Annotated in this window: 18 protein-coding genes; 5 read left to right on the top strand and 13 right to left on the bottom strand. The window is 68.7% G+C overall.

Translation table 11 applies throughout. The features are described from left to right. The first annotated feature begins 183 nt into the window (after nucleotides 1-183). Complete coding sequence (locus QNM97_RS19620) at nucleotides 184-723, top strand: TetR/AcrR family transcriptional regulator (RefSeq protein ID WP_283819943.1); 540 nt, start codon at nucleotides 184-186, stop codon at nucleotides 721-723. Between the two features lie 33 nt (nucleotides 724-756). Here the strand turns inward: QNM97_RS19620 and mnhG are convergent, their stop codons facing one another. From mnhG to QNM97_RS19590, 6 genes are read right to left on the bottom strand one after another with little or no spacing between them, the layout of a single operon-like run. Then, nucleotides 757-1,092 carry a monovalent cation/H(+) antiporter subunit G gene (gene mnhG, locus QNM97_RS19615; protein WP_006372425.1) on the bottom strand — a complete coding sequence of 112 codons (336 nt, stop codon included), beginning with the start codon at nucleotides 1,090-1,092 and terminating at the stop codon, nucleotides 757-759. Continuing rightward, entirely contained in the window at nucleotides 1,089-1,352 is a 264-nt protein-coding gene (locus QNM97_RS19610; RefSeq protein ID WP_283819942.1) for a monovalent cation/H+ antiporter complex subunit F, read from the bottom strand. The genes mnhG and QNM97_RS19610 overlap by 4 nt, the downstream gene beginning before the upstream one ends. Next, nucleotides 1,349-2,152 carry a Na+/H+ antiporter subunit E gene (locus tag QNM97_RS19605; protein WP_283819941.1) on the bottom strand — a complete coding sequence of 268 codons (804 nt, stop codon included), beginning with the start codon at nucleotides 2,150-2,152 and terminating at the stop codon, nucleotides 1,349-1,351. Before QNM97_RS19605 ends, QNM97_RS19610 begins: the two co-directional genes overlap by 4 nt. Continuing rightward, nucleotides 2,149-3,756 (bottom strand): Na+/H+ antiporter subunit D, encoded by a 1,608-nt coding sequence (locus QNM97_RS19600; protein ID WP_208794120.1) that lies wholly within the window; start codon nucleotides 3,754-3,756, stop codon nucleotides 2,149-2,151. The genes QNM97_RS19605 and QNM97_RS19600 overlap by 4 nt, the downstream gene beginning before the upstream one ends. After that, nucleotides 3,753-4,412: a Na(+)/H(+) antiporter subunit C gene (locus tag QNM97_RS19595; RefSeq protein ID WP_283819940.1), complete on the bottom strand. Its 660-nt coding sequence runs from the start codon at nucleotides 4,410-4,412 to the stop codon at nucleotides 3,753-3,755. Before QNM97_RS19595 ends, QNM97_RS19600 begins: the two co-directional genes overlap by 4 nt. Further along, complete coding sequence (locus tag QNM97_RS19590) at nucleotides 4,409-7,327, bottom strand: Na+/H+ antiporter subunit A (RefSeq protein WP_283819939.1); 2,919 nt, start codon at nucleotides 7,325-7,327, stop codon at nucleotides 4,409-4,411. Before QNM97_RS19590 ends, QNM97_RS19595 begins: the two co-directional genes overlap by 4 nt. Nucleotides 7,328-7,474: 147 nt before the next feature. Between QNM97_RS19590 and QNM97_RS19585 the strand changes: the two genes are divergently transcribed. Both QNM97_RS19585 and QNM97_RS19580 read left to right on the top strand, forming a co-directional pair. Next, nucleotides 7,475-7,891, top strand: a complete 417-nt coding sequence (locus QNM97_RS19585; protein ID WP_283819938.1) for a hypothetical protein — start codon at nucleotides 7,475-7,477, stop codon at nucleotides 7,889-7,891. 147 nt (nucleotides 7,892-8,038) lie between these two features. Beyond that, nucleotides 8,039-8,596, top strand: a complete 558-nt coding sequence (locus QNM97_RS19580) for a hypothetical protein (protein ID WP_283819937.1) — start codon at nucleotides 8,039-8,041, stop codon at nucleotides 8,594-8,596. Between the two features lie 25 nt (nucleotides 8,597-8,621). On the opposite strand, the gene QNM97_RS19575 is transcribed toward QNM97_RS19580, so the two are convergent. From QNM97_RS19575 to QNM97_RS19560, 4 genes are all read right to left on the bottom strand, one after another. Then, the gene (locus tag QNM97_RS19575) at nucleotides 8,622-10,064 is read right to left on the bottom strand and encodes an aldehyde dehydrogenase (NADP(+)) (protein WP_283819936.1); all 1,443 of its coding nucleotides are present in this window, start codon (nucleotides 10,062-10,064) and stop codon (nucleotides 8,622-8,624) included. 64 nt (nucleotides 10,065-10,128) lie between these two features. After that, nucleotides 10,129-12,426 carry an AAA family ATPase gene (locus QNM97_RS19570; RefSeq protein WP_283819935.1) on the bottom strand — a complete coding sequence of 766 codons (2,298 nt, stop codon included), beginning with the start codon at nucleotides 12,424-12,426 and terminating at the stop codon, nucleotides 10,129-10,131. Further along, entirely contained in the window at nucleotides 12,423-13,454 is a 1,032-nt protein-coding gene (locus QNM97_RS19565; RefSeq protein ID WP_283819934.1) for a CDP-alcohol phosphatidyltransferase family protein, read from the bottom strand. The genes QNM97_RS19570 and QNM97_RS19565 overlap by 4 nt, the downstream gene beginning before the upstream one ends. After that, entirely contained in the window at nucleotides 13,451-14,188 is a 738-nt protein-coding gene (locus tag QNM97_RS19560) for a phosphatidylserine decarboxylase (protein ID WP_283823255.1), read from the bottom strand. The genes QNM97_RS19565 and QNM97_RS19560 overlap by 4 nt, the downstream gene beginning before the upstream one ends. A gap of 208 nt (nucleotides 14,189-14,396) precedes the next feature. Between QNM97_RS19560 and QNM97_RS19555 the strand changes: the two genes are divergently transcribed. Then, nucleotides 14,397-15,770, top strand: coding sequence for an HNH endonuclease (locus tag QNM97_RS19555; RefSeq protein ID WP_283819933.1), 1,374 nt, complete (start codon nucleotides 14,397-14,399; stop codon nucleotides 15,768-15,770). On the opposite strand, the gene moeA is transcribed toward QNM97_RS19555, so the two are convergent. Beyond that, the gene (gene moeA, locus QNM97_RS19550; protein WP_283819932.1) at nucleotides 15,726-16,967 is read right to left on the bottom strand and encodes a molybdopterin molybdotransferase MoeA; all 1,242 of its coding nucleotides are present in this window, start codon (nucleotides 16,965-16,967) and stop codon (nucleotides 15,726-15,728) included. The genes QNM97_RS19555 and moeA overlap by 45 nt on opposite strands. Nucleotides 16,968-17,048: 81 nt before the next feature. On the opposite strand from moeA, the gene QNM97_RS19545 reads away from it, so the two are divergent. After that, nucleotides 17,049-17,846, top strand: coding sequence for an HAD-IIA family hydrolase (locus QNM97_RS19545; RefSeq protein WP_283819931.1), 798 nt, complete (start codon nucleotides 17,049-17,051; stop codon nucleotides 17,844-17,846). Nucleotides 17,847-17,855: 9 nt separating this feature from the next. On the opposite strand, the gene QNM97_RS19540 is transcribed toward QNM97_RS19545, so the two are convergent. Further along, complete coding sequence (locus tag QNM97_RS19540; RefSeq protein WP_020172411.1) at nucleotides 17,856-18,311, bottom strand: SRPBCC family protein; 456 nt, start codon at nucleotides 18,309-18,311, stop codon at nucleotides 17,856-17,858. A 129-nt stretch (nucleotides 18,312-18,440) separates the two neighbouring features. Further along, nucleotides 18,441-18,872: a DUF350 domain-containing protein gene (locus QNM97_RS19535; RefSeq protein ID WP_283819930.1), complete on the bottom strand. Its 432-nt coding sequence runs from the start codon at nucleotides 18,870-18,872 to the stop codon at nucleotides 18,441-18,443. Nucleotides 18,873-19,181 lie beyond the last annotated feature (309 nt).

The raw sequence follows: 19,181 nt of genomic DNA, 5'->3' as shown, positions 1-19,181 counted from the left end.
ATTCGTCCGGACGATGCCGCACTATTGGTGAGCCAGTAGAGCGATATCACGTCGAGCATGTCATCGATGTCGAGGGCATCCTCGGCGAGTCCCTGATTGTCGGTCTTGGATTGGAACTTCTCGTAGATCCAGGTCGCCTGTCCGGCAGGGGAATCCGCCAGCGCGAACCCGACGGTCTCGGGCTTGGTTGCACTCGACGTGCTGGGTGCCAACCCAGATGCCGGAATGGGCGAGATCGCCACGGCGGCAGGCGTTGTCCGACGAACGGTCTACGGACATTTCCCTTCCCGTGTCGAACTCGTCCAGACGCTCGCCGGACGTGCCGTGACCGAGATGGTCGCCGTGCTCGCCGACGTCGACACCGTTGATGCGGATGCGGCGTGGACACAATTCGTGTCCCGGCTCTGGCCGGTGGTGGACCGGTACCGAGTGCTGGTGGCATTGCGTCGCGGCGAATACGGCGAGACGATTCACGCCTTGCTCGGACCCATCGACGAGCGGCTCGCCGACCTCGTCCGGCGTGGCCAGGACACCGGTGTTTTTGCCCGGCACCTGCCTGCGGGCCTGCTGAGTCAGATCGCCTACGGAGCCGTGTTTGCCATCGCCGACGGTGACACATCCGAGGACGGCGCCGCGGCCGCCGCCATCACGAGTCTGCTGATGTTGGGTGTTCCCGAGGCTCGTGCGATCGCACTCGTCGACGAGGTCGGCACGGCGACGTGATTGCCGAGCCGGCGTCGGGCAGATTACAAACCGCTAGTCCCGGTCCCCGCGCTCCATCTGGTCCCGCGACATCAGCCCGTCCTGGGCGCGCTGCTCCTGATAGACGAGCCGGCCGATGCGGTGGGCGACCACCGGCGCGGTGATCAGCGCGAACAGCCCGGCCAGCACCAGCATGCCCATGTCGACGTGCGTGCCGCCGATGCTGACCATCGCACCGATCAGCATCATCAACAGACCCAGGGTCTGGGGTTTGGTCGCCGAATGCATGCGCGAGAGTGTGTCGGGGAAGCGCAGGATGCCGATCGCGGCGGTGACCGCCATGAGCGCTCCGATGGTCAGGAAGACGGCACTGACGATGTCGGCGATCATGCTTGATCGTCCCGAACACGGAAACGGGCGATGGCCACCGACCCGACGAAGCTCACCAGCGACAGCGCCACGATGCCCGGCACCACCGTCGTGTCACCGCTGTAGGCCGTCCACGCCGCCAGTCCGCACATGCACAGCGCGATCAGTGCGTCGAGTGCGACCAGTCGATCGAGGGTGGTGGGCCCCAACAGGATTCGGGCCATCACCAGCACCGCGGAGAAGAGCAGCGCGATCGCGATGAAGTACCACACGACGGTCATCGGCTGCTCCCGTCGCCGAGGCCCTGGGCGCTCGCGCGGTCGGCGGGCCGCACGTGGTGGTAGTCGTCGTCGATGCCGTGATACGGGCTCGGATGCCATTCGCTGTCACGCTCGAAGGCCTTGATGAACATCCGCTCCACGTAGGACACCTGCTTGTAGAACTGCCGGACCTTCTTGTCCGAGCGTACGTCGAAGACGTGGACGTAGAGCATGCGACGGCGGTGGTCGATCTCGAGCACCATCGTGCCGGGTACCAGGTTCAGGTAGTCCACGGCCAAGGTCAGCACCATGTCGGATTTGATCGCGACACGCACCCGCATCACCGCACCGAGCGGAGGCTTGCCCGGGCGGACGGCCACCCACGCCACCTGCGCGCTGGAGACGAAGAAGTCGACGATGAGCCGGCCGACCAGCGCGAGCACCGTCAGCGGGTGGATTCGTCCCTCGACGGGCACCCGCGGCAGCGGCAGCAACACGCCGATCGCCACGGCCAGCACGATCCCGGCGATGATGTTCGCCCAGGACACGGTGCCCCACAACAACACCCACACAAAGGTGAGCCACGCGATCGACCACAGGCGGACGGCGGCCTCGCGGCTGTCGTTGCCCAGCCACCGCGGGATGCGCAGCCGGTTGTGCAGCCACACCCACGCGCTGACCGTCGTCCACGCGAAGAACAGCACCGAGTAGCGCGCGGTGTTGATCAGCAGACGCTTGACCGGCCCCTTGCCGACGGGTTTGACCGGCGCGATGCGGTCGGGCCTGTTCTCACTCGGCTGTTTCTCCTGGTTCTCACTCATCGGTCACTCCCGAGTACCGATCCGATGTAGACGTCGCGGTTCATGATGTCAGTCGCCGCGCGGTCGGTGAATCCGAAGATCGGGCCGGCCCAGATGGTCAGGGCGATCCCGGCGGCGACCATGAGCGCGGTCGGGACGACCATCGTGATCGGCATGCGGCCGACGTCCTCGCGGTCGTCGAAGGCGATGTCGGCGCTCTCGTCGATCAGTGCCGACGGTGCGCTGTCGGAGAGCTCGCCCTCGGGGGCATCGGCGCGCGGACGCCAGAATCCCTTGGTCCAGATTCGGGCCACCACATACAGGGTGAGCAGGCTGGTGACGACCGACCCGGCGACGAGCACCCACGCGAGTACCGACCCGTTCTCGGTGCCCGCCTGGATGAGTGCGACCTTGCCCAGGAAGCCCGAGAACGGCGGGATACCACCGAGATTGAGCGCCGGGATCAGGAAGAGGGCGGCCAGCACCGGGCTGGCGATCAGCCCGCCGAGGCGGCGCAGCGACGCCGACCCCGCTTGTCGTTCGATGAGTCCGACGACGAGGAACAGCGTCGTCTGCACCAGGATGTGGTGGGCGACGTAGTAGATCGCCGCACTCATCCCGAGTTCGGAGGACAGGGCGATACCGAACACCATGTAGCCGATGTGGCTGACGAGGGTGAATGACAGCAGTCGCTTGATGTCGGACTGTGCGATCGCACCGAGGATGCCGACGATCATCGTCAGCAGACCGGCGACGAGCAGGATCGGATCCATCGATCCGCCGGGGAACAGCAGGGTGTGGGTGCGCATGATCGCGTACACACCGACCTTGGTGAGCAGGCCGGCGAAGACCGCGGTGACCGGCGCCGGTGCGGTGGGGTAGGAGTCGGGCAGCCACGTCGACAGCGGGAACACCGCGGCCTTGATCCCGAAGGCGACGAGTAGCACCGCATACAGCGCGTTGCGGGTGCCGTCGGGCACGTGATCGAGGCGCACCGCCATCTCGGCGAGGTTGAGTGTGCCGGTGGTTGCGTAGGCGAAGGCGATGCCCACCAAGAAGATCAGCGACGACACCATCGACACCATCACGTACGACGCGCCGGCCCGCACACGATCGCCGGTGGCGCCGAGGGTGAGCAACACGAAGCTCGCGGCGAGCAGCACCTCGAAGGAGACGAACAGATTGAACAGGTCGCCGGCGAGGAACGAATTGCACACCCCGGCACACAGGATCAGGTAGGTCGGCAGGAACACCGACACCGGCTGTTCGGACGCACCGTCGCGGATACCCTGGCCGATCGCGTAGACGACGACGCACAGCAGCACCAGCGTCGCCACCACCAGCATCAACGCCGCGAGCTGATCGACGACGAGGGTGATCCCGAACGGTCCGTTCGGATGTCCCTTGTCGTCCCAGCCGCCGATCGCCAGCGAGTAGGTGCCGTGCGCATTGGTGAGGTAGAGCATCATGCACGACGCGACGAGTGTCACGATCAGCGCCGAGACGGTCACGATCCGCTGGAACAGTGGGTTGCGCCCGCGCAGCAACGTGAGTGCCGCGGCGAGCATCGGCGTCAGCGTCGGCAGGGTGATGAGCACCGGGAACCACGAGACCTGGGGGATCACGAACGCCCCCCGTCGGAGTCCTCGGGCTTGTTCGTACCGTCGGCGTCGTCCGTGCCGTCGGCGCCGGGTTCCGCATAGGCCTCGCCGGTCTCGATGACGTCGACGACATCGGTGGCGAGTTCGTCGACGACGTCGGCGTCCTCGGGCATCAGGTCGGTCTCGATCCGTTCGCGGTGCAGCGCGATGTACTCCTCCTCGGTGAGCGGGTTGCCCTCGTCGTCGAAGAAGTCACCCGCACTGGTGTCGGCGCCGGTCACCGGGTCGTCGCTGCGGTCGCGGTCCGGTGCCGACTGCAGCGAGCTGGTGGCGACCTTGACGTCCTCGGTGTCGTCGTCGACGTCCTCGTCGCGGTTGAGTACGAACAGCCGGTAGACCATGGCGAGGATGAACGCGGCCACGCCCATCGTGATGACGATCGCGGTGAGCACCATCGCCTGGGCGAGTGGATCGGCGTCGTGCGGGCGGGCTTCGGAGGACCGGCCCATGATCGGCGGATTGCCCATGCCGCCGGCCAGCACCAGGATCAGCAGGTTGACGCCGTTGCCGGCGACCAGCAGGCCCAGCAGCATTCGCACCAGGCTGCGTTCCATCAGCAGGTAGGCGCCGCAGGCGATCATGATCGCGATGACCACGAGCAGGCCGAGGTTGACGCTCATCGGCCCGCACCTCCGGAACGCTCGCCGGCGTCCTGGCGGCGCAGTGGTCCGCTCGGGAAACCGGCACCGGTCTCGACGTCGAGGCGCGCGCCGAGACTGCGTAGCACGTCGAGCACCAGGCCGATCACGATCAGATAGATGCCGAGATCGAAGAACAGCGCGGTGACGAACTTGATGTCGCCGAGGACGGGCACGGTGATCTGGAAGACCGCCGACGACAAGGCCGGGGCGCCGAGGAACATCGAGGTGACCGCGGTGGACGCCGAGATGAGCAGGCCGGCGCCGAGGAAGGTGCCCGGTTCCACCGGCAGCGCCTCACCGAGCTCGTAGCGCCCACCCGCGAGATACCGCAGCACCAGCGCCAAGCCCATCGTCAGGCCGCCGGCGAAGCCGCCGCCGGGCGAGTTGTGGCCGGCGTAGAAGAAGTAGACCGAGAGCACCACCATCGTCGGGAAGATGAGACGGGTGGTCGCCTCGAGCACCATCGACCGATGGCGCGGGTCGCGGAACTCGCTGCCCAACAACCACGTCGTGCGGTCGGGCGGGATCGGATCGTCGTCGTCATCGGTGATTCCGAAGTGCCGGGCGGCGTCGGCCACCCGCGGCGCCGCACCGAAGCGGCGGTTACGGAACACCAACGATGCGACGCCGGTGGCCGCGACGATCAGCACCGACACCTCGCCGAGGGTGTCCCACGCGCGGGTGTCGACGAGGAGCACGTTGACGGCGTTGGCGCCGTGCCCGAACTTGTAGGCGACCTCGGGGATGGAGATGCTGACCGGCTGGGCCGAGCGCGCGGCGGCGGCGAACATGCCGATCAGCACGATCGAGACACCCAGCGCCAGACCGATCGCCGCCCGTAGCGGCTTGAACCCGGTCGCATGCCGCGGTTCGGGTTCGGCGGGCAGTTTGCGGATCACCAGCACGAAGATCACCAGCGTCAGCGTCTCCACCAGGAACTGGGTGAGCGCGAGGTCGGGGGCGCCGTACAGCGCGAACAGCATGCCGCATCCGTAACCGGTCACCCCGACCACCAGGGTCGCGGCCAGCCGGTTGCGCAGGATCACCGTCGCCAGCGCCGCCGCCGCCATGATCACCGCGATGACGGCTTGGGTCATCGAATCGAAACCGTTGGGCTGCAGGGTGTTCCGATTACCGAGGAACAGCATCACGGTGGGCAGGATGATCATCGTCGACAAGATGACGCCCTGGGTCACCGGCAGCGAGCCGCGCTGGGTGTTGCGGGTCAGCAACAGCGACAGCGTGTCGGCGCCACGCAGGGTGGCGTCGTAGATGCGGTCGGCGTTGATCAGCGGGCGCGACCCGAACACCACGTCGCGCAGGCGCCGCAACACCAGGAACAGCACCGCACCGCCGAGTACGACGATGACCGAGAACACCACCGGCAACCCGAAGCCGTGCCACATCGCGAGGTGCTCGAGCTCGTGGCCGTAGGCGGGCAGCGACGCGGCGTACGGCTCGAACCAGTGGCCGAGCCATCCGCTCCAGAATCCGGCGATGACGCCCAGCGCGGCCAGCAGCAGCGGCGACAGCAGGAACATCGGCGACGGGGGGTGCATCTTGGCGACCGCCCGGGTCGGCAGCCTGCGGACCTTGCGTCCGAACGCGCCCCAGAGGAAGCGGCACGTGTAGGCGAAGGTGATCACCGAGCCGACGAGCAACACGATGTCGACGGTCTCGGCCTGCCATGGTTGCAGCGACCCGGTCTCCCAGACGGTGCCGAACGCTGTCTCCTTGCCGACGAAGCCGAGCGTGAACGGCAGCCCCGCCATGCTCGCCCCGGCCACCGCGGCGATCGCCGCCAGGACCGGCAGCCGGTGGCCGAGGCGGGCCAGTTTGCGGATGTCACGGGTTCCGGTGGCGTGGTCGATGATGCCGACCACCATGAACAACGACGCCTTGAACAGGGCGTGTGCGACCAGCATCGCCAGGCCGGCCATCGCCACGTTCGCGTCGCCCATACCCATCAGCACCGCCATGAACCCGAGCTGGGAGACGGTGCCGAAGGCCAGTACGAGTTTGAGGTCGAGTTCGCGCATCGAGCGCCAGCCGCCGAGGAGCATGGTGAACGAGCCGAGACCGATGACCATGATCTGCCAGCTCGGCAGCGGTGCGAACGCCGGTGCGAGACGACCGATGAGATAGATGCCGGCCTTGACCATCGCCGCGGCGTGCAGGTAGGCGCTGACCGGGGTGGGGGCGGCCATCGCGCCGGGCAGCCAGAAGTGGAACGGCACGATCGCCGACTTGCTCAGGGCGCCGACGAGCAGCAGCACCACCGCGACCTCGACGTAGACACCCGCGGCCGGCGGGTGGGCGAGCAGATCGCTGAGCAGGTAGCTGCCGGTCCGTTCGCCGAGCATGATGATGCCGACGAGCATCGCCAACCCGCCCAGCGTGGTCACCAGCAGCGCCTGCGTCGCCGAGCGCCGCGAGGTCGCACGGATGCGGTAGTAGCCGACGAGCATGAACGACAGAACGGTCGTCAGTTCCCAGAAGATGTAGAGGACCAGCATGTTGTCGCTGGTGACGAGACCGAACATGGCTGCGGCGAAGGCGACCATCTCGCCGCCGAACACCGCGACGCGTGGTCGCGCGTCGTCGAAGTAGTGGGCGCAGTAGCAGAGGACCAGGGTGCCGACGCCGAGGATCAGCACCGACAGGATCGCCGCGAGCGAGTCCATCCGCATCACGATGTTCATGTGCAGCGACGGCACCCACTGCAGCGTCTGCACCTCGGGTGCGCGGTCGGAATCCGGCCAATGCGTCAGCACCCAGAGCAGCCCGCCGAACGGGGCGAGCGCGACGACGTAGAAGCCCTTGGTGCCGATCCAGCGGATGATCCCGGGTGCCACGAGCGCGCTCAGTGCCAGGGCGATCAGCACAGTGAGCAAGGGGGCGCACTCCGTCTCTGGTCGGTGGGCGGGGTGGTCACGGGGGTGCGGATCGCGGTCGCGGTGATCGCCGATCGGACGCGATCACGCGCCTGTCCCGGTGTGTCACCGGACGAGACCGGCGTTGTCTATCTTACCGTTGCGGGCATGCCCCGGTTCGACAGAGTCGCGGCGACGGTCCTCGCTGTGGTCGTCGCCACTGTGCTGATGCTGTTCGCGGCAGGGTGCTCCGACGACGCGCCCGCCCAGCGCGAGGGACTGCCGAAGGACTTCCCGTCGTCGCAGGTCCCGCTGATCGACGGGCACGTCATCTCCGGTGACGGCACCACCGACGAGTGGAATGTGGTGGTGCAGGCGCCGGCGAATGCGGGCAATCCGATCGACAAGGCCGTCCGGGCGCTCACCGACGCCGGGTATCAGGAGGACGGTCGCGACAGCGAGGGTGGACAGACCGTGGTGCGGCTCTCGGCATCCAAGGACGGCAAGACCTACTGGGTGACCGTCGGCATCACCTCGCAGGCCGCCGCCGGGGGGACGTCGGTCTTCTATCACGTCTCGGCGTAGTCGCATCGCGACGGTTTCACAGTCGACTCACAGCGATCGGGCAGTCCCGACCAAGCGGACGTCGGCACCGTGGAGTCACTTCCATCAGGCCCCCGACAGCGCTCCTCAGACGCGCCCCGGGCAGACCCGCGAAAGCGAGAGTGACTCATGTCGGCTCCCGACACCACGACCCAGGCTCACGTGCCCGACCCGAACGAGGGCGATGACCCGACGACTCCGGTGACCGAACCTGCTCTGGCAACCGAACCCGCGGCGGTGACCCAGCCCATAGTCCGGGCGCGGCCGGACGAGGTCGACGAACCGGTCGCGGTGAGCGGTCCAGCAGTCCCGTCGAAGACCAAGAACGCGATCATCGCCGGTGGTATCGGACTCGCGGTGGGATTCGGGCTCCTCGGCTTCGGCGCCGGATACGTCGTCGGGCACTCCGGGTCGTCGAGCACCCAGCAGCAATTCCCAGGGGGCGGCAGCGGCCAATTCCCGGGCGGGGGCATGAACGGCGGGGGCATGAGCGGCCAGTTGCCCGGTGGTGCGAACGGCCAGTTGCCGGGTCAGCAGAACGGTCAGGTCCCCAACGGGCCCCAGGGCGGTCAGGCTCCCATTGGGCCCCAGGGAGGTCAGGCTCCCATTGGGCCCCAGGGAGGTCAGGCTCCCAACGGTCAAACGGCCGCACCCACCCAGACGCAGTCGCAGTCGCAGTCCAGCTGATCCGGGCACCGGTGCGCTGCCCGGATCAGCCGGGCTGCTCGCCTGCCACCTCCGGCGGAAGCAGCCGGGCTGGGAAGTTCTGGTAGGTGATCGGACGCAGGAATCGCGCAATCGCTTTGGCGCCCACCGAAGTGGTGTGGATGGCGGTGCTTGCTGGATACGGGCCGCCGTGGTGCTGGGCGTCGGTCACCGACACTCCCGTTGGCCACTGATTCCACAGAACCCGGCCGGCTTTGCGCGCGAGAACATCGGTCAACGAGTGCACGTCGTCGATGTCGGATTCCTCGCCGTGCACCGTCGCGGTAAGTTGGCCGGGTAGTGCCGCGGCCAGCGTCGCCAGCTCGCCGGGGTCGGCATAGGTGACGACGACCGATGACGGTCCGAAGCACTCCTGGAGTAGGGTTTCGGGCGCCTCGACGACCCGTGCGGCCGTGGTGCGGTGCAGTTGCACGGCGGCGGCGAGTTCGGAGTCACCGTCGACGCAGCGCAACGTGTTCACGCCGTCGAGAGCGGTGACCTCGCCTACCGCGCGATCGAAGCCGGCGCGCATCGATGCGGTGAGCATCGGTGCCGGGTCGGGCAGAGTGGTCCGCTCGAGGGCGGCAAGCGTCGCCGAGCCGTCGGGGACGATGAGAAGCCCTGGGCTGGTGCAGAACTGACCCATGCCGAGGGTAAACGACGTCACGTACTGTTCGGCGATCTCGGCGCCACGTGCGCGGTCGGCCGCGGCGGTGACGAACACCGGGTTCACACTGCCCAGCTCGCCGAAGAACGGGATTGGGTCCGGACGCGACGACGCGACGTCGAACAGAGCGCGCCCACCGCGGGTGGAGCCGGTGAAGGTTGCCGCCCGAACCCGTGGATCGGTCAGCGCGGTGATTCCGGCGTCGACCCCGGCAATCGTGCCGAACACGCCGTCGGGGGCGCCGGCATCGTGCAGGGCGGTCGTCATGAGGTCGCCGATGCGTATCGAGAGCCGCGGATGGCCGGGATGGATCTTGACGACCACCGGGCAACCCGCGGCCAGTGCCGAGGCCGTGTCCGTGCCCGGGATGCTGAACGCGAACGGGAAATTGCCCGCCGCGAAATTGAGGACGAGTCCCAGCGGTAGATGGGTGCGGCGCAGATCAGGCCGCGGTGCGCCCATCGGCCAGTCAGGGTCGGCGTGATCGACGACCGGATCGAGGTGCCGGCCGGCGGCGACGTACTCGCCGAGATAGCGCAGTTGGAAGGTCGTTCGGACGAGTTCGCCGCGCAGTCGTCCGATGGTCAGATGGGACTCCTCGGCGGCCAAATCGATCAGTTCATCGGCATGCTCGTTGAGGACATCGGCCATGTGTGCCAGAGCGAGAGCCCGCTCAGCCGCGGGGGTTGCGGCCCAGGTCGTGGTGGCGCCGTGGGCCGCCGCCACTCTCGCCTCGATCTGAGCCGGGGTGGAATCGGTGGTCTGAGTTGGTGTATTCGTCATCAAGAATCCTTCGGTGTCCTCGGCGGCGATCTGGGTGTCGATCGATTGCGTTGCCGGAGGCAAACTACTCCGACCGACGCTGGGCGTAGGCGCGGAGATTGTCCACCTGTGCGGCGTCCAGCGACGGGCGCACCCGGGTGCGGGCGTCGGCGACGTCGTCGGCGGTGACCGTGGCGGCCTCGATGTTGCGGCGCATCGCCGAGAGTGCGGCCTCCCGCAGCAGGGCCGAGCAGTCGGCGGCCGAGTAACCGTCGAGATCTGTTGCCAGCGCCTCGATGTCGACGTCGTCGGCGAGTGGGACGTTGCGTCCCGAGGTGCGCAGGATGTCGGCGCGTGCCTGCGCATCCGGTGGTGGGACGAATACCAGTCGCTCAAGCCGGCCCGGCCGCAGCAACGCCGGATCGATCAGATCCGGACGATTGGTGGCACCGAGGACGACGACGTCGGCCAGCGGTTCGACGCCGTCGAGTTCGGTGAGCAGCGCGGCGACCACGCGATCGGAGACCCCGGAATCCGACGACTGACCGCGCCGGGGCGCCAATGCGTCCACCTCGTCGAGGAAGATCAGGGAGGGCGCGGATTCCCGTGCGCGGTCGAATAAGTCGCGGACCGCGCGCTCGGAGGCGCCGACCCACTTGTCCATGAGTTCGGCGCCCTTGACGGTGTGCACCGAGAGCCGGCCCGACGCGGCCAACGCCCGTACCACGAAGGTCTTGCCGCAGCCGGGCGGTCCGTAGAGCAGCACCCCGCGCGGCGGATCGACACCGAGACGGGTGAACGTGTCGGGATGTTCGAGCGGCCACAGCACGGCCTCGGTGAGCGCCTGCCGGGTCTCGACCATGTCGCCGACGTCGTCGAGCGTGATCGATCCCAACGACACCTCCGGCGACGTCGCACGCGACACCGGTCGGATCACCCCGACGGCGCCCCGCAGGTCCTCGGCAGTCAGTGCCGGTGCGGCCGTCGATCCGGCCGCGGTCACCCGGGCCGCCGCCCGCAGGGCCGCCTCCCGGGTCAGGGCCGCGAGATCGCCGGCGACGAAACCGGGTGTCCGTGAGGCGATTTCGGAGAGATGCAGGTCGCCCTCGGTGGGCACGCCGGTGAGGATGGCCGCGAGCAACCGGCCGCGCAATGCCGCGTCGGGCAGCCCGATCGAGAGCTCCCGATCGCAGAGTTGGGGATCGCGCAATCGGGTGTCGACCGCTGCCGGTTGTGTCGTGGTGGCGATCAGTGCGATCGTTCCGGGTTGATCATCCTTGCCGGCCAACGCTTCTCGTAGGGTGTCGAGGAGGAGTGTGGAGACCGGCTCGGCCTCGGCGGGTAGCAGGGCGTCGACGTCGGTGATCAGCAGGACCCCGCCGCCGGGACGCAGTGAGGACACGGCGTCGGTGACGGTGCGTAGTCGCGAATTCGCCTCGGTCGCACCGACGGTCGGGCCGTCGATCACGGCCAGTGGTCGCCCGGCCGCCACCGCCCGTACCAGCGTCGCCTTGCCCACCCCGGCTGGGCCGGTCAGCAATACCCCAAGGCGCGGGACCGCCCCCAGGGTGCGCAACACCTCGGGCTGATCGAGCGTGATCCGCAGCCACTCGGTCAGTTTCGCCACCTGATCGTCGACGCCGACGAGCTCGGCCACCGGCCGCACTGCACCCGTGACCGCGCCGACAGCGCTCGCCACCCGGCCGACAGCGCCCGTCACCCCGCCGACAGCGCTTCTCACCCCGCTGACGGCGCCCGTCACCCCGCCGACAGCGCCCGTCACCCCGCTGACAGCGCTTCTCACCCCGCTGACGGCGCCCACCGCGGTGGTGTCCGTCCACACCACCGCGGTGTTGGGCTGCACGCTGACCGGCGCCCCGGGGTCGGTGGCGGTCACCGTGAGAAGCTGTGTGGTCCAGGTGATCCCGACGGAGCGGGCCAGGGCGCGCACCGCCTCGCTGGCGGTCAGTTCGGGTCCGAGGTCGCGGGGGAGCAGGGAGACGGTGTCGCCCACCGAAAGCACCTTGCCGAGCAGTGCGCGACGCAGGGTCGGCGCGTCGACGCCCTGGCTGGCCAACGCCGACCCGGTGACCGTCACCCGGGTGGCCGCCTGCACCTGCACCGGCTCGACGACCACCGCGGCGTTCTCGCGGACGCCGGTGTTGGAGAAGGAGATGTCGTCGAGCAGGATCGTGCCGGTCGACGAGTCCGCGGGGGCAGCGGCGACGACGGCGGCGCTCACGCGCGCACCGGTGATGCGTACCGCATCCCATTCGCGGAGTCCGAGTGCGGTGAGCGCCTCGGGGTGTACGCGCACGATGCCGCGGCGGGCGTCGCCGGCCGACGGGTTCAGGCGTGCGGTGAGCGTGAGTTGGGCGCTCACGCGGTGGGGCTTTCGGCGTCGTCGGGATGGGACGTGCCGTCGGGACGGGGTGTGATCGTGCCGGTGCCGGCGGGCCGGTGCAGGCCGAGGCGTGCCTGCGACTTCTTCATCGTCTGCCGACGCCGCGGAATGACGCGCCGTCCGGGCGTCTCACGCGCCATGGCCCGCCGCTCCGCGCGACGTTCCCGTGGTGGCGCGTCCCAGTGTTCGGGGCGCGAGGCCACCCATCGACGAGAGCGCCACGCGAACGGGATGTGCGCGGCGTAGCCCGCGATGCCGATGATCATCAACACGTAGGGGAAGGTCACCAGCAGTGCCGCGCCGACGGCGACCAGGATCAGCAGGACCGGCAGAGCCCGCGGAGACACCTTCGCCGCCTTCAACGACGCCGTCGGTACCCGGCTGGCCGCGAGGAACGCGACGATGAGCAGCCACGTGCACACCACCGGCAGCGACGTCCACCAGCCCGACCCGAACTGCTGCAGCAGCCCGACGGGCAGCAACGCGATGATCGCGGCGGCCGGTGCGGGCACGCCGACGAAGAAGTCGCGGGTGTACGCGGGTGCGTCGTCGTCATCGAGCAGGGTGTTGAAGCGGGCCAGGCGCAACACGATCGCGCACGTGTAGACCAGGCCGATCAGCCAGCCGATGTCGGCGTGCTCCATCAGGGTCAGATACACCAGGAATGCCGGCACCACACCGAAATTGATGGCGTCGGCGAGCGAGTCGATCTCCGCGCCGATCTTGGTGGTGGCACCCATCAGACGCGCCACCCGCCCGTCGATGCCGTCGAGTAGTGCGGCCGCGACGAGTAGGGCCAGTGCCGCATTGATGTTGTCGTTGGACGCGAACCGGATCGCGGTCATGCCCGCGCAGATCGCGAGGATCGTCAGCGCCGACGGTACGAACATCCGGCCCGCCGACGCCTGACGCCGCAACCGCGACTGCTCGGCTGGGGTGTGTGCGCGTCCGGCCACGCGCGCGGGCGTGCGGTGTGGGGTTCCCGGCCGGTCGGCGCGCGGACTCATTGGCCTGCCGCTGGATCGGCGCCCGGACCGAGGACGGCGATCGTCGTCTCGGCCCCGATCGTTCGCTGCCCGAGCCGGACCTGCGGCCTGGTGCCGGGCGGCAGGTAGACGTCCACCCGCGAGCCGAAGCGGATGAGCCCATAGGTGTCGCCGACCGACAGTGCGTCGCCGACCGTCGGATTGCACACGATTCGACGGGCGAGCAGCCCGGCGATCTGCACGACCGCGATGTCGGCGCCCGTCGCAGTGCGGATGGTCATGGTGGTGCGCTCGTTGACCTCGCTCGCGTCGGGGAGATCGGCCGACACGAACCGGCCGGGCGTGTGGGTCACCGAGGTCACCGTGCCGGCGATCGGCACGCGCTGCACGTGGACGTCGAACAGCGAGAGGAACACCGACACCCGAGGTCGCGGCGCGTCGCCGAGCCCGGACTCGGGGGGCGGCACGGCCTCGTCGAGAAGACTCACGGTCCCGTCGGCCGGGGCGGCCACCGCGAACGGATCGGTGGGCGCGACGCGCGCGGGATGCCGGAAGAAGGCCGCGCAGGCCCCGGCGGTCAGGACCGCCGGTGTCCGGATCCAGCGGTGACGCCGACCGAGCACCGCGACGGCCGAGGCCGCGGCGACGAAGGGGAGGCCCGCCGGGTGGACCGGGGGTACGGTCTCGCGGGCCAGGGTGACCAGATGTGCCGGGGACAATCCGTCTGGTGCGTCCTCACGCGGGCGCCTCGCCACAGTCATCCTCTCCGACGTCGTCAACGCGACCGCTCGCCGCGCCCGTTCAGCTTAGAGCCCCGGGCGCCGGTGGCTCCACGTGCTGGGAGGCGGTGTGCATCGACGGCGATTGTGCACAGCCGGCGAGATCGGTGGCACAGATCACCGAACGCATGTACAATAGATCAAAAGTTCGACGCCCGCGTTACGGACACCCGGGGGGGTGGCAATGCTCGAGACGACCGACGATCTTCGCGAGTTCGCCTGTGCGCTCGTCGAGATGACGGCGGCGGCCACACAGGCCGATGCGGTCGAGCGGATCACCGTTCTGGAAGAACTGAAGTCCGCCGCCGCGGCCGCCCAGGTGCGCGAGACCGCCCGACTCGACGAACTGCGCGCCGCCGATGACACCGAACGCAATGTGCCCCAAGGTAAGAGGGGTAAGGGGTTGTCGGCCGAGGTCGGTCTGGCGCGCAAGGCGTCAGCGCAACGAGGTGGCCAATTCCTCGGGTTCGCGCGGGCCCTGGCCACCGAGATGCCGCACACCTTGGGTGCGCTCGAGGACGGCGATCTGACCGAGTGGCGCGCGACCATCCTGGTCCGCGAAACCGCCTATCTGACACGAGAATCCCGCGAGGAGATCGATCGTGTCGTCGCCGGGGACCGGCAGGCTCTGCTGAGCATGGGGGATAGGGCGTTGACCGCGCGGGCCAAGGAGTTGGCCTACGAGCTCGAACCCCGCACCGTCGTCGACCGCAAGGCGAAAGCCGAGCGTGATCGTCGGGTTTCGGTGCGCCCCGCACCGGATCTGATGGCGCAGGTGTCGGCGCTGGTCCCGATGGCCCAGGGGGTGGCGGTGTTCGCCGCGCTCACACGCCACGCCGATGCAATTGTCGGGTCCGACGGACGCACGCGGGATCAGATCATGGCCGACACTCTTGTCGAGCGGGTCACCGGTCAGGCGTGCGCCACCGCGGTGCCGGTCGCGGTGAACCTGGTGATCTCGGCCGAGACGATGCTCGGCGGGGATGCGTCGGCGGAGATACCCGGATTCGGGCCGATCCCCGCCGAGATGGCGCGGCAGCTCATAGCCGACGGCGTCGACCCCGACGGCGAGAGCGCCTCGACGATCCGGCGTTTGTACGTGCGGCCTGCGGAAGGCACGCTGGTGGCCGCCGACGCGCGGTCGCGGTGCTTCCCGTCGAGCCTCGCGCACTTCGTCCGCATGCGCGACCGGCGGTGTCGGGTTCCGTTCTGCGATGCGCCGATCGCCGAGATCGATCACGCCCAGCCGCACCGGCACGGTGGTCCCACCTCGCTCGCCAACGCCGACGGCACCTGCGTGGCGCACAACCGCGCCAAGGAAGCCGATGGTTGGACCTACACGCCTATCGACACCGAATACGGGCACATCCTCGACGTCACGACACCGACCGGCGCCTGGCATCGGAGCCGGGCGCCGCATCTGGTCGGTCGGCAGCCCCGCGCGTCGATGACCTCGACATGGCGAAAACCCAAACATCCCAATCGGTTACGCCCCGCCCGCCGACCACGCCGGTCACGTCAGCCGAACCACGTCCACCAGGTCGCCGGCCGCCAGTGACACGGTCTCGGCGGGGATGTCGACCAGCGCGTCGGCGTGCGCGAGGTTGCTCAGATGGTGTGATGCCGGTGGCCCGACGGTCGTGACGGCCGGTCCGTCGGGGTGGCGGACGAAGACCGCACGCTGGAACTGACGTTTGCCCGCCGGTGAGGTCAGGGCGGTGGTCAGCTGTGCGCGCATCCGTTGCCGGCGCAGATGTAGGCCCATCGCGGCGCGCAGTGGGTCGCGGATGAACACCTCGAAGGACACCAGCGAACTCACCGGATTGCCGGGCAGGGTCACGATCGGCACGGACCGTCCGGCCGGACCGCGATAGTGCCCGCAGCCCTGGGGCATCCCCGGCTGCATTGCGACCTTCACGAACTCCACCCCGCCGGTCATGCCCAGCGCTTCCTTGACGACCTCGAAGGCGCCGGCACTGACCCCGCCGGAGGTGAGGATGAGGTCGGCGTCGGCGGCGATCTCGTCGAGGCGATGCAAGAACTGGGTCGTGTCGTCGGGGACGAAATGTACGTGGATGGCCTCGGCGCCGGCCTCGATGGCCGCCGCGGTCAGCATGGCACCGTTGGACTCGTAGATCTGTCCATGCCGCAACGGAATTCCCGGCGCCACTAGCTCGGACCCGGTGGACAACACCGCCACCCGCATCGGCCGGAACACGCTCACCGTCGAGAACCCGAGCCCGCACAGCAGCCCGATTTGCGCGGCACCGATCCGGGTACCGGCCGCAAGCGCGGGCTGCCCGGCGACGATGTCGGAGCCCGCCGGGCGAATGTGCTTACCGGTCGGCACAGCGGTGGTGATGCCCACCTGCGTGCCCTCGACGGGTTCGGCGCCTGAGAACACGGCGGTGGTCAGTTCCACCGGCACCACCGCGTCGGCACCGGCCGGCATCGGTGCGCCGGTCATGATGCGGTGCGCAGTTCCCGGTGCCAGCGGCGGCGGGTCGACGCGGCCGGCCGGGATGTCGGCGTCGACGCGAAGGTGCACCGGCTGCGCCGGCGTGGCCGCGGCGACGTCGGCAGCGCGGACCGCGAAGCCGTCCATCGCCGAGTTGTCGAAGCCGGGTAACGAGATCGGGGCGACGGCGTCGGCGGCGAGCACCCGACCCAGTGCGGCCGTGACGGGCATGGTGACCGCCTCGGGCGTGCCGAACAGACTGGCGACGACCTGCTGGTGTTCGGTGACCGTACGCATGCGCCCAAGCATGCCATCGCCCCTGTGGCGCGCACGCACCGCCGACGCGCAGGTTCGCCCCGCACGCCCTAGATTTGAGGGATGACGCTCGGGTTGCTGATGGACATCGACGGTGTGATGGTCACGTCGTGGAAGGCGCTGCCCGGCGCCGTCGAGGCGGTCCGCATCCTCGCCGACCGCGGCCTGCCGCGGATGTTCTTGACCAACACGACGTCCCGCTCACGCGGTCAGATCGCCGACGCCCTCAACAGCTGCGGGTTCGAGGTGTCGGCCGAGGAGATCCTCACCGCGGCCAAACTCACCGCCGAATACCTCGCGCAGACCTATCCGGGCAAGAAGGCGTGGGTACTCAACGAGGGCCCGATCGCCGACGACATGACCGGCATCGCTCTCACCGACGACCCCTCGCAGGCGCAGGTGGTGGTGCTCGGCGGCGCCGGGCCTGTGTTCACGCATCGGGCACTGTCGATCGTGCTCGAGCTGATGTTGGCCGGGGTGCCGGTGGTGGCGATGCACCGATCGATGATCTGGTCGACCGCGCAGGGGCTGGCCATCGACACCGGCGTCTACCTCGAGGGTCTGGAGAAGGCGTCGGGTCGCAAGATCCGTGCCATCGGCAAACCGTCACCGCTGGGCTTCCGTGCTGCGGTGGAGATGATGAACCTCGAGCCGACCCAGGTGGTGATGGTCGGCGACGACATGCACAACGACGTCCTCGGCGCGCAGGCGTCGGCGCTGATCGGGGTGCTCGTGCGGACCGGCAAGTTCCGTGAGGAAGCACTCACGGCCCTGCAACGCGACGAGTTCGGGCCGGTCCCCGACCACGTCATCGACTCAATCGCCGACCTGCCCGCCCTCATCGAGAAACTCGACGGGTGAGGGTGCTCCTCAGCCCTCGACGGCGCGCTTGATCTTGCCGAGAGTCTCGGCCATACCGAGTTTCAGCTCGGCCTCGAAGTTCTCGGTGCCGCCCATCAGCTTGTCGACCAGCACCGACGACACCGTCGACGTGGTCCCGCCCGGCACCTCGCGACGCTCGGTCACGGTGACCCCGCTCGCCGTCGGCGTGATGGTGTAGCTCCACACGGTCCGGTTCTCGGCGACGCGGAAACCGAGCTCCTGGTTGGGGGAGAACCGGACGATCTTCGACGTCGTCGGCCACACCAGCGGCCCGCGGCGGTTGACGTTGATCGTCTTGGTGCCCAAGCCCACCGGGCCGCGCACGATCATCTTCACGCACTGCGGACTCCATTCGCCCATGCGCTTGAGGTCGGAGATGACCTCCCACACCTGTTCGGGTGTGGCGTCGATGTCGATGGACTCCTCGATGAGTGGTGCGGCCATGCGGTGATTCCCCCTGCCTGGTGTCTGTCCGGCCGGACGACGCGCGCCGTCCTCACAGGGGACACTAGGGCACTTATTGAGCAAGCGTCAATAAGCCCCTGGTGTCAGCGAAGCGGGGCTGGCGAGGCGTCAGGCCAGCAGAACCGCGGCGATCACCGCGCCGATACCGAGGAAGACCGTCGCGGTCACCCAGATCGCCGGATGTTCGCCGTCGTCGTCGAGCAGCAGGGTGCCGAGCTTGCCGGGGGTGAGCCAGTCGATCAGGACGAACGACCACATCATCACCGCTATGGTCAGCGCGACGTAGACGATGGTGTAGACCAGCCCGCGCCACAGCTCGAGATAGGCGGTGTCGATCACTGAACAGACCATCACCGCTGCCAGTCCGATCACTATCGAGACGGTCAGGATCGTGGCGTTGCGGTTGTGGTCGACCCAGACCAGTTGCCGCAGCCGGCCCGGGGTCACCAGATCGAGGGCGACGAAGCCGACGATCAGCAGTGCGATCCCCACCAGGGAGAACGACGCACCATGTGCCAGGTTGTCCCGCAAGATCTCCACTGAAACTCTCCCGTTCTCGCACGTCAGCGGCGAACCGCATCCCTGCGGAGAACCCTAGGCCATCACCGGCGCCCGATCGGGCAAGAAGCCGCGGGCGCGTGGCCGGCGTCGGCGAGAAAAGGTCACACCCTCACTCGGTCAAACCCTGGATGGGCCAAACCCTTACGCGGCCAGCGGGTCGGTTGTGTACTCCACACCATGACCTGGTTGTTGCGCCTGCTCGAATCCGAGCACCGGCATCTGCTGTGCGGCGTGGAGAGTTTGTGCCCGGAGGGGGTCGGCGCCACCGATCTCGGCGCCGACCCCGCC

Source organism: Gordonia sp. L191 (assembly GCF_030077625.1).
GTDB lineage: Bacteria > Actinomycetota > Actinomycetes > Mycobacteriales > Mycobacteriaceae > Gordonia > Gordonia polyisoprenivorans_A.
The sequence above is the reverse complement of the archived record's forward strand: the minus strand, read 5'-3'. Positions and strand labels throughout refer to the sequence as shown.

Excerpts from the sequence above, each read along its gene's own strand:
- mnhG (WP_006372425.1), bottom strand. The coding sequence starts at position 1,092 with ATGATCGCCGACATCGTCAGTGCCGTCTTCCTGACCATCGGAGCGCTC.
- QNM97_RS19610 (WP_283819942.1), bottom strand. The coding sequence starts at position 1,352 with ATGACCGTCGTGTGGTACTTCATCGCGATCGCGCTGCTCTTCTCCGCG.
- QNM97_RS19605 (WP_283819941.1), bottom strand. The coding sequence starts at position 2,152 with ATGAGTGAGAACCAGGAGAAACAGCCGAGTGAGAACAGGCCCGACCGC.
- QNM97_RS19595 (WP_283819940.1), bottom strand. The coding sequence starts at position 4,412 with ATGAGCGTCAACCTCGGCCTGCTCGTGGTCATCGCGATCATGATCGCC.
- QNM97_RS19585 (WP_283819938.1), top strand. The coding sequence starts at position 7,475 with ATGCCCCGGTTCGACAGAGTCGCGGCGACGGTCCTCGCTGTGGTCGTC.
- QNM97_RS19580 (WP_283819937.1), top strand. The coding sequence starts at position 8,039 with ATGTCGGCTCCCGACACCACGACCCAGGCTCACGTGCCCGACCCGAAC.
- QNM97_RS19575 (WP_283819936.1), bottom strand. The coding sequence starts at position 10,064 with ATGACGAATACACCAACTCAGACCACCGATTCCACCCCGGCTCAGATC.
- QNM97_RS19565 (WP_283819934.1), bottom strand. The coding sequence starts at position 13,454 with ATGAGTCCGCGCGCCGACCGGCCGGGAACCCCACACCGCACGCCCGCG.
- QNM97_RS19555 (WP_283819933.1), top strand. The coding sequence starts at position 14,397 with ATGCTCGAGACGACCGACGATCTTCGCGAGTTCGCCTGTGCGCTCGTC.
- moeA (WP_283819932.1), bottom strand. The coding sequence starts at position 16,967 with ATGCGTACGGTCACCGAACACCAGCAGGTCGTCGCCAGTCTGTTCGGC.
- QNM97_RS19545 (WP_283819931.1), top strand. The coding sequence starts at position 17,049 with ATGACGCTCGGGTTGCTGATGGACATCGACGGTGTGATGGTCACGTCG.
- QNM97_RS19540 (WP_020172411.1), bottom strand. The coding sequence starts at position 18,311 with ATGGCCGCACCACTCATCGAGGAGTCCATCGACATCGACGCCACACCC.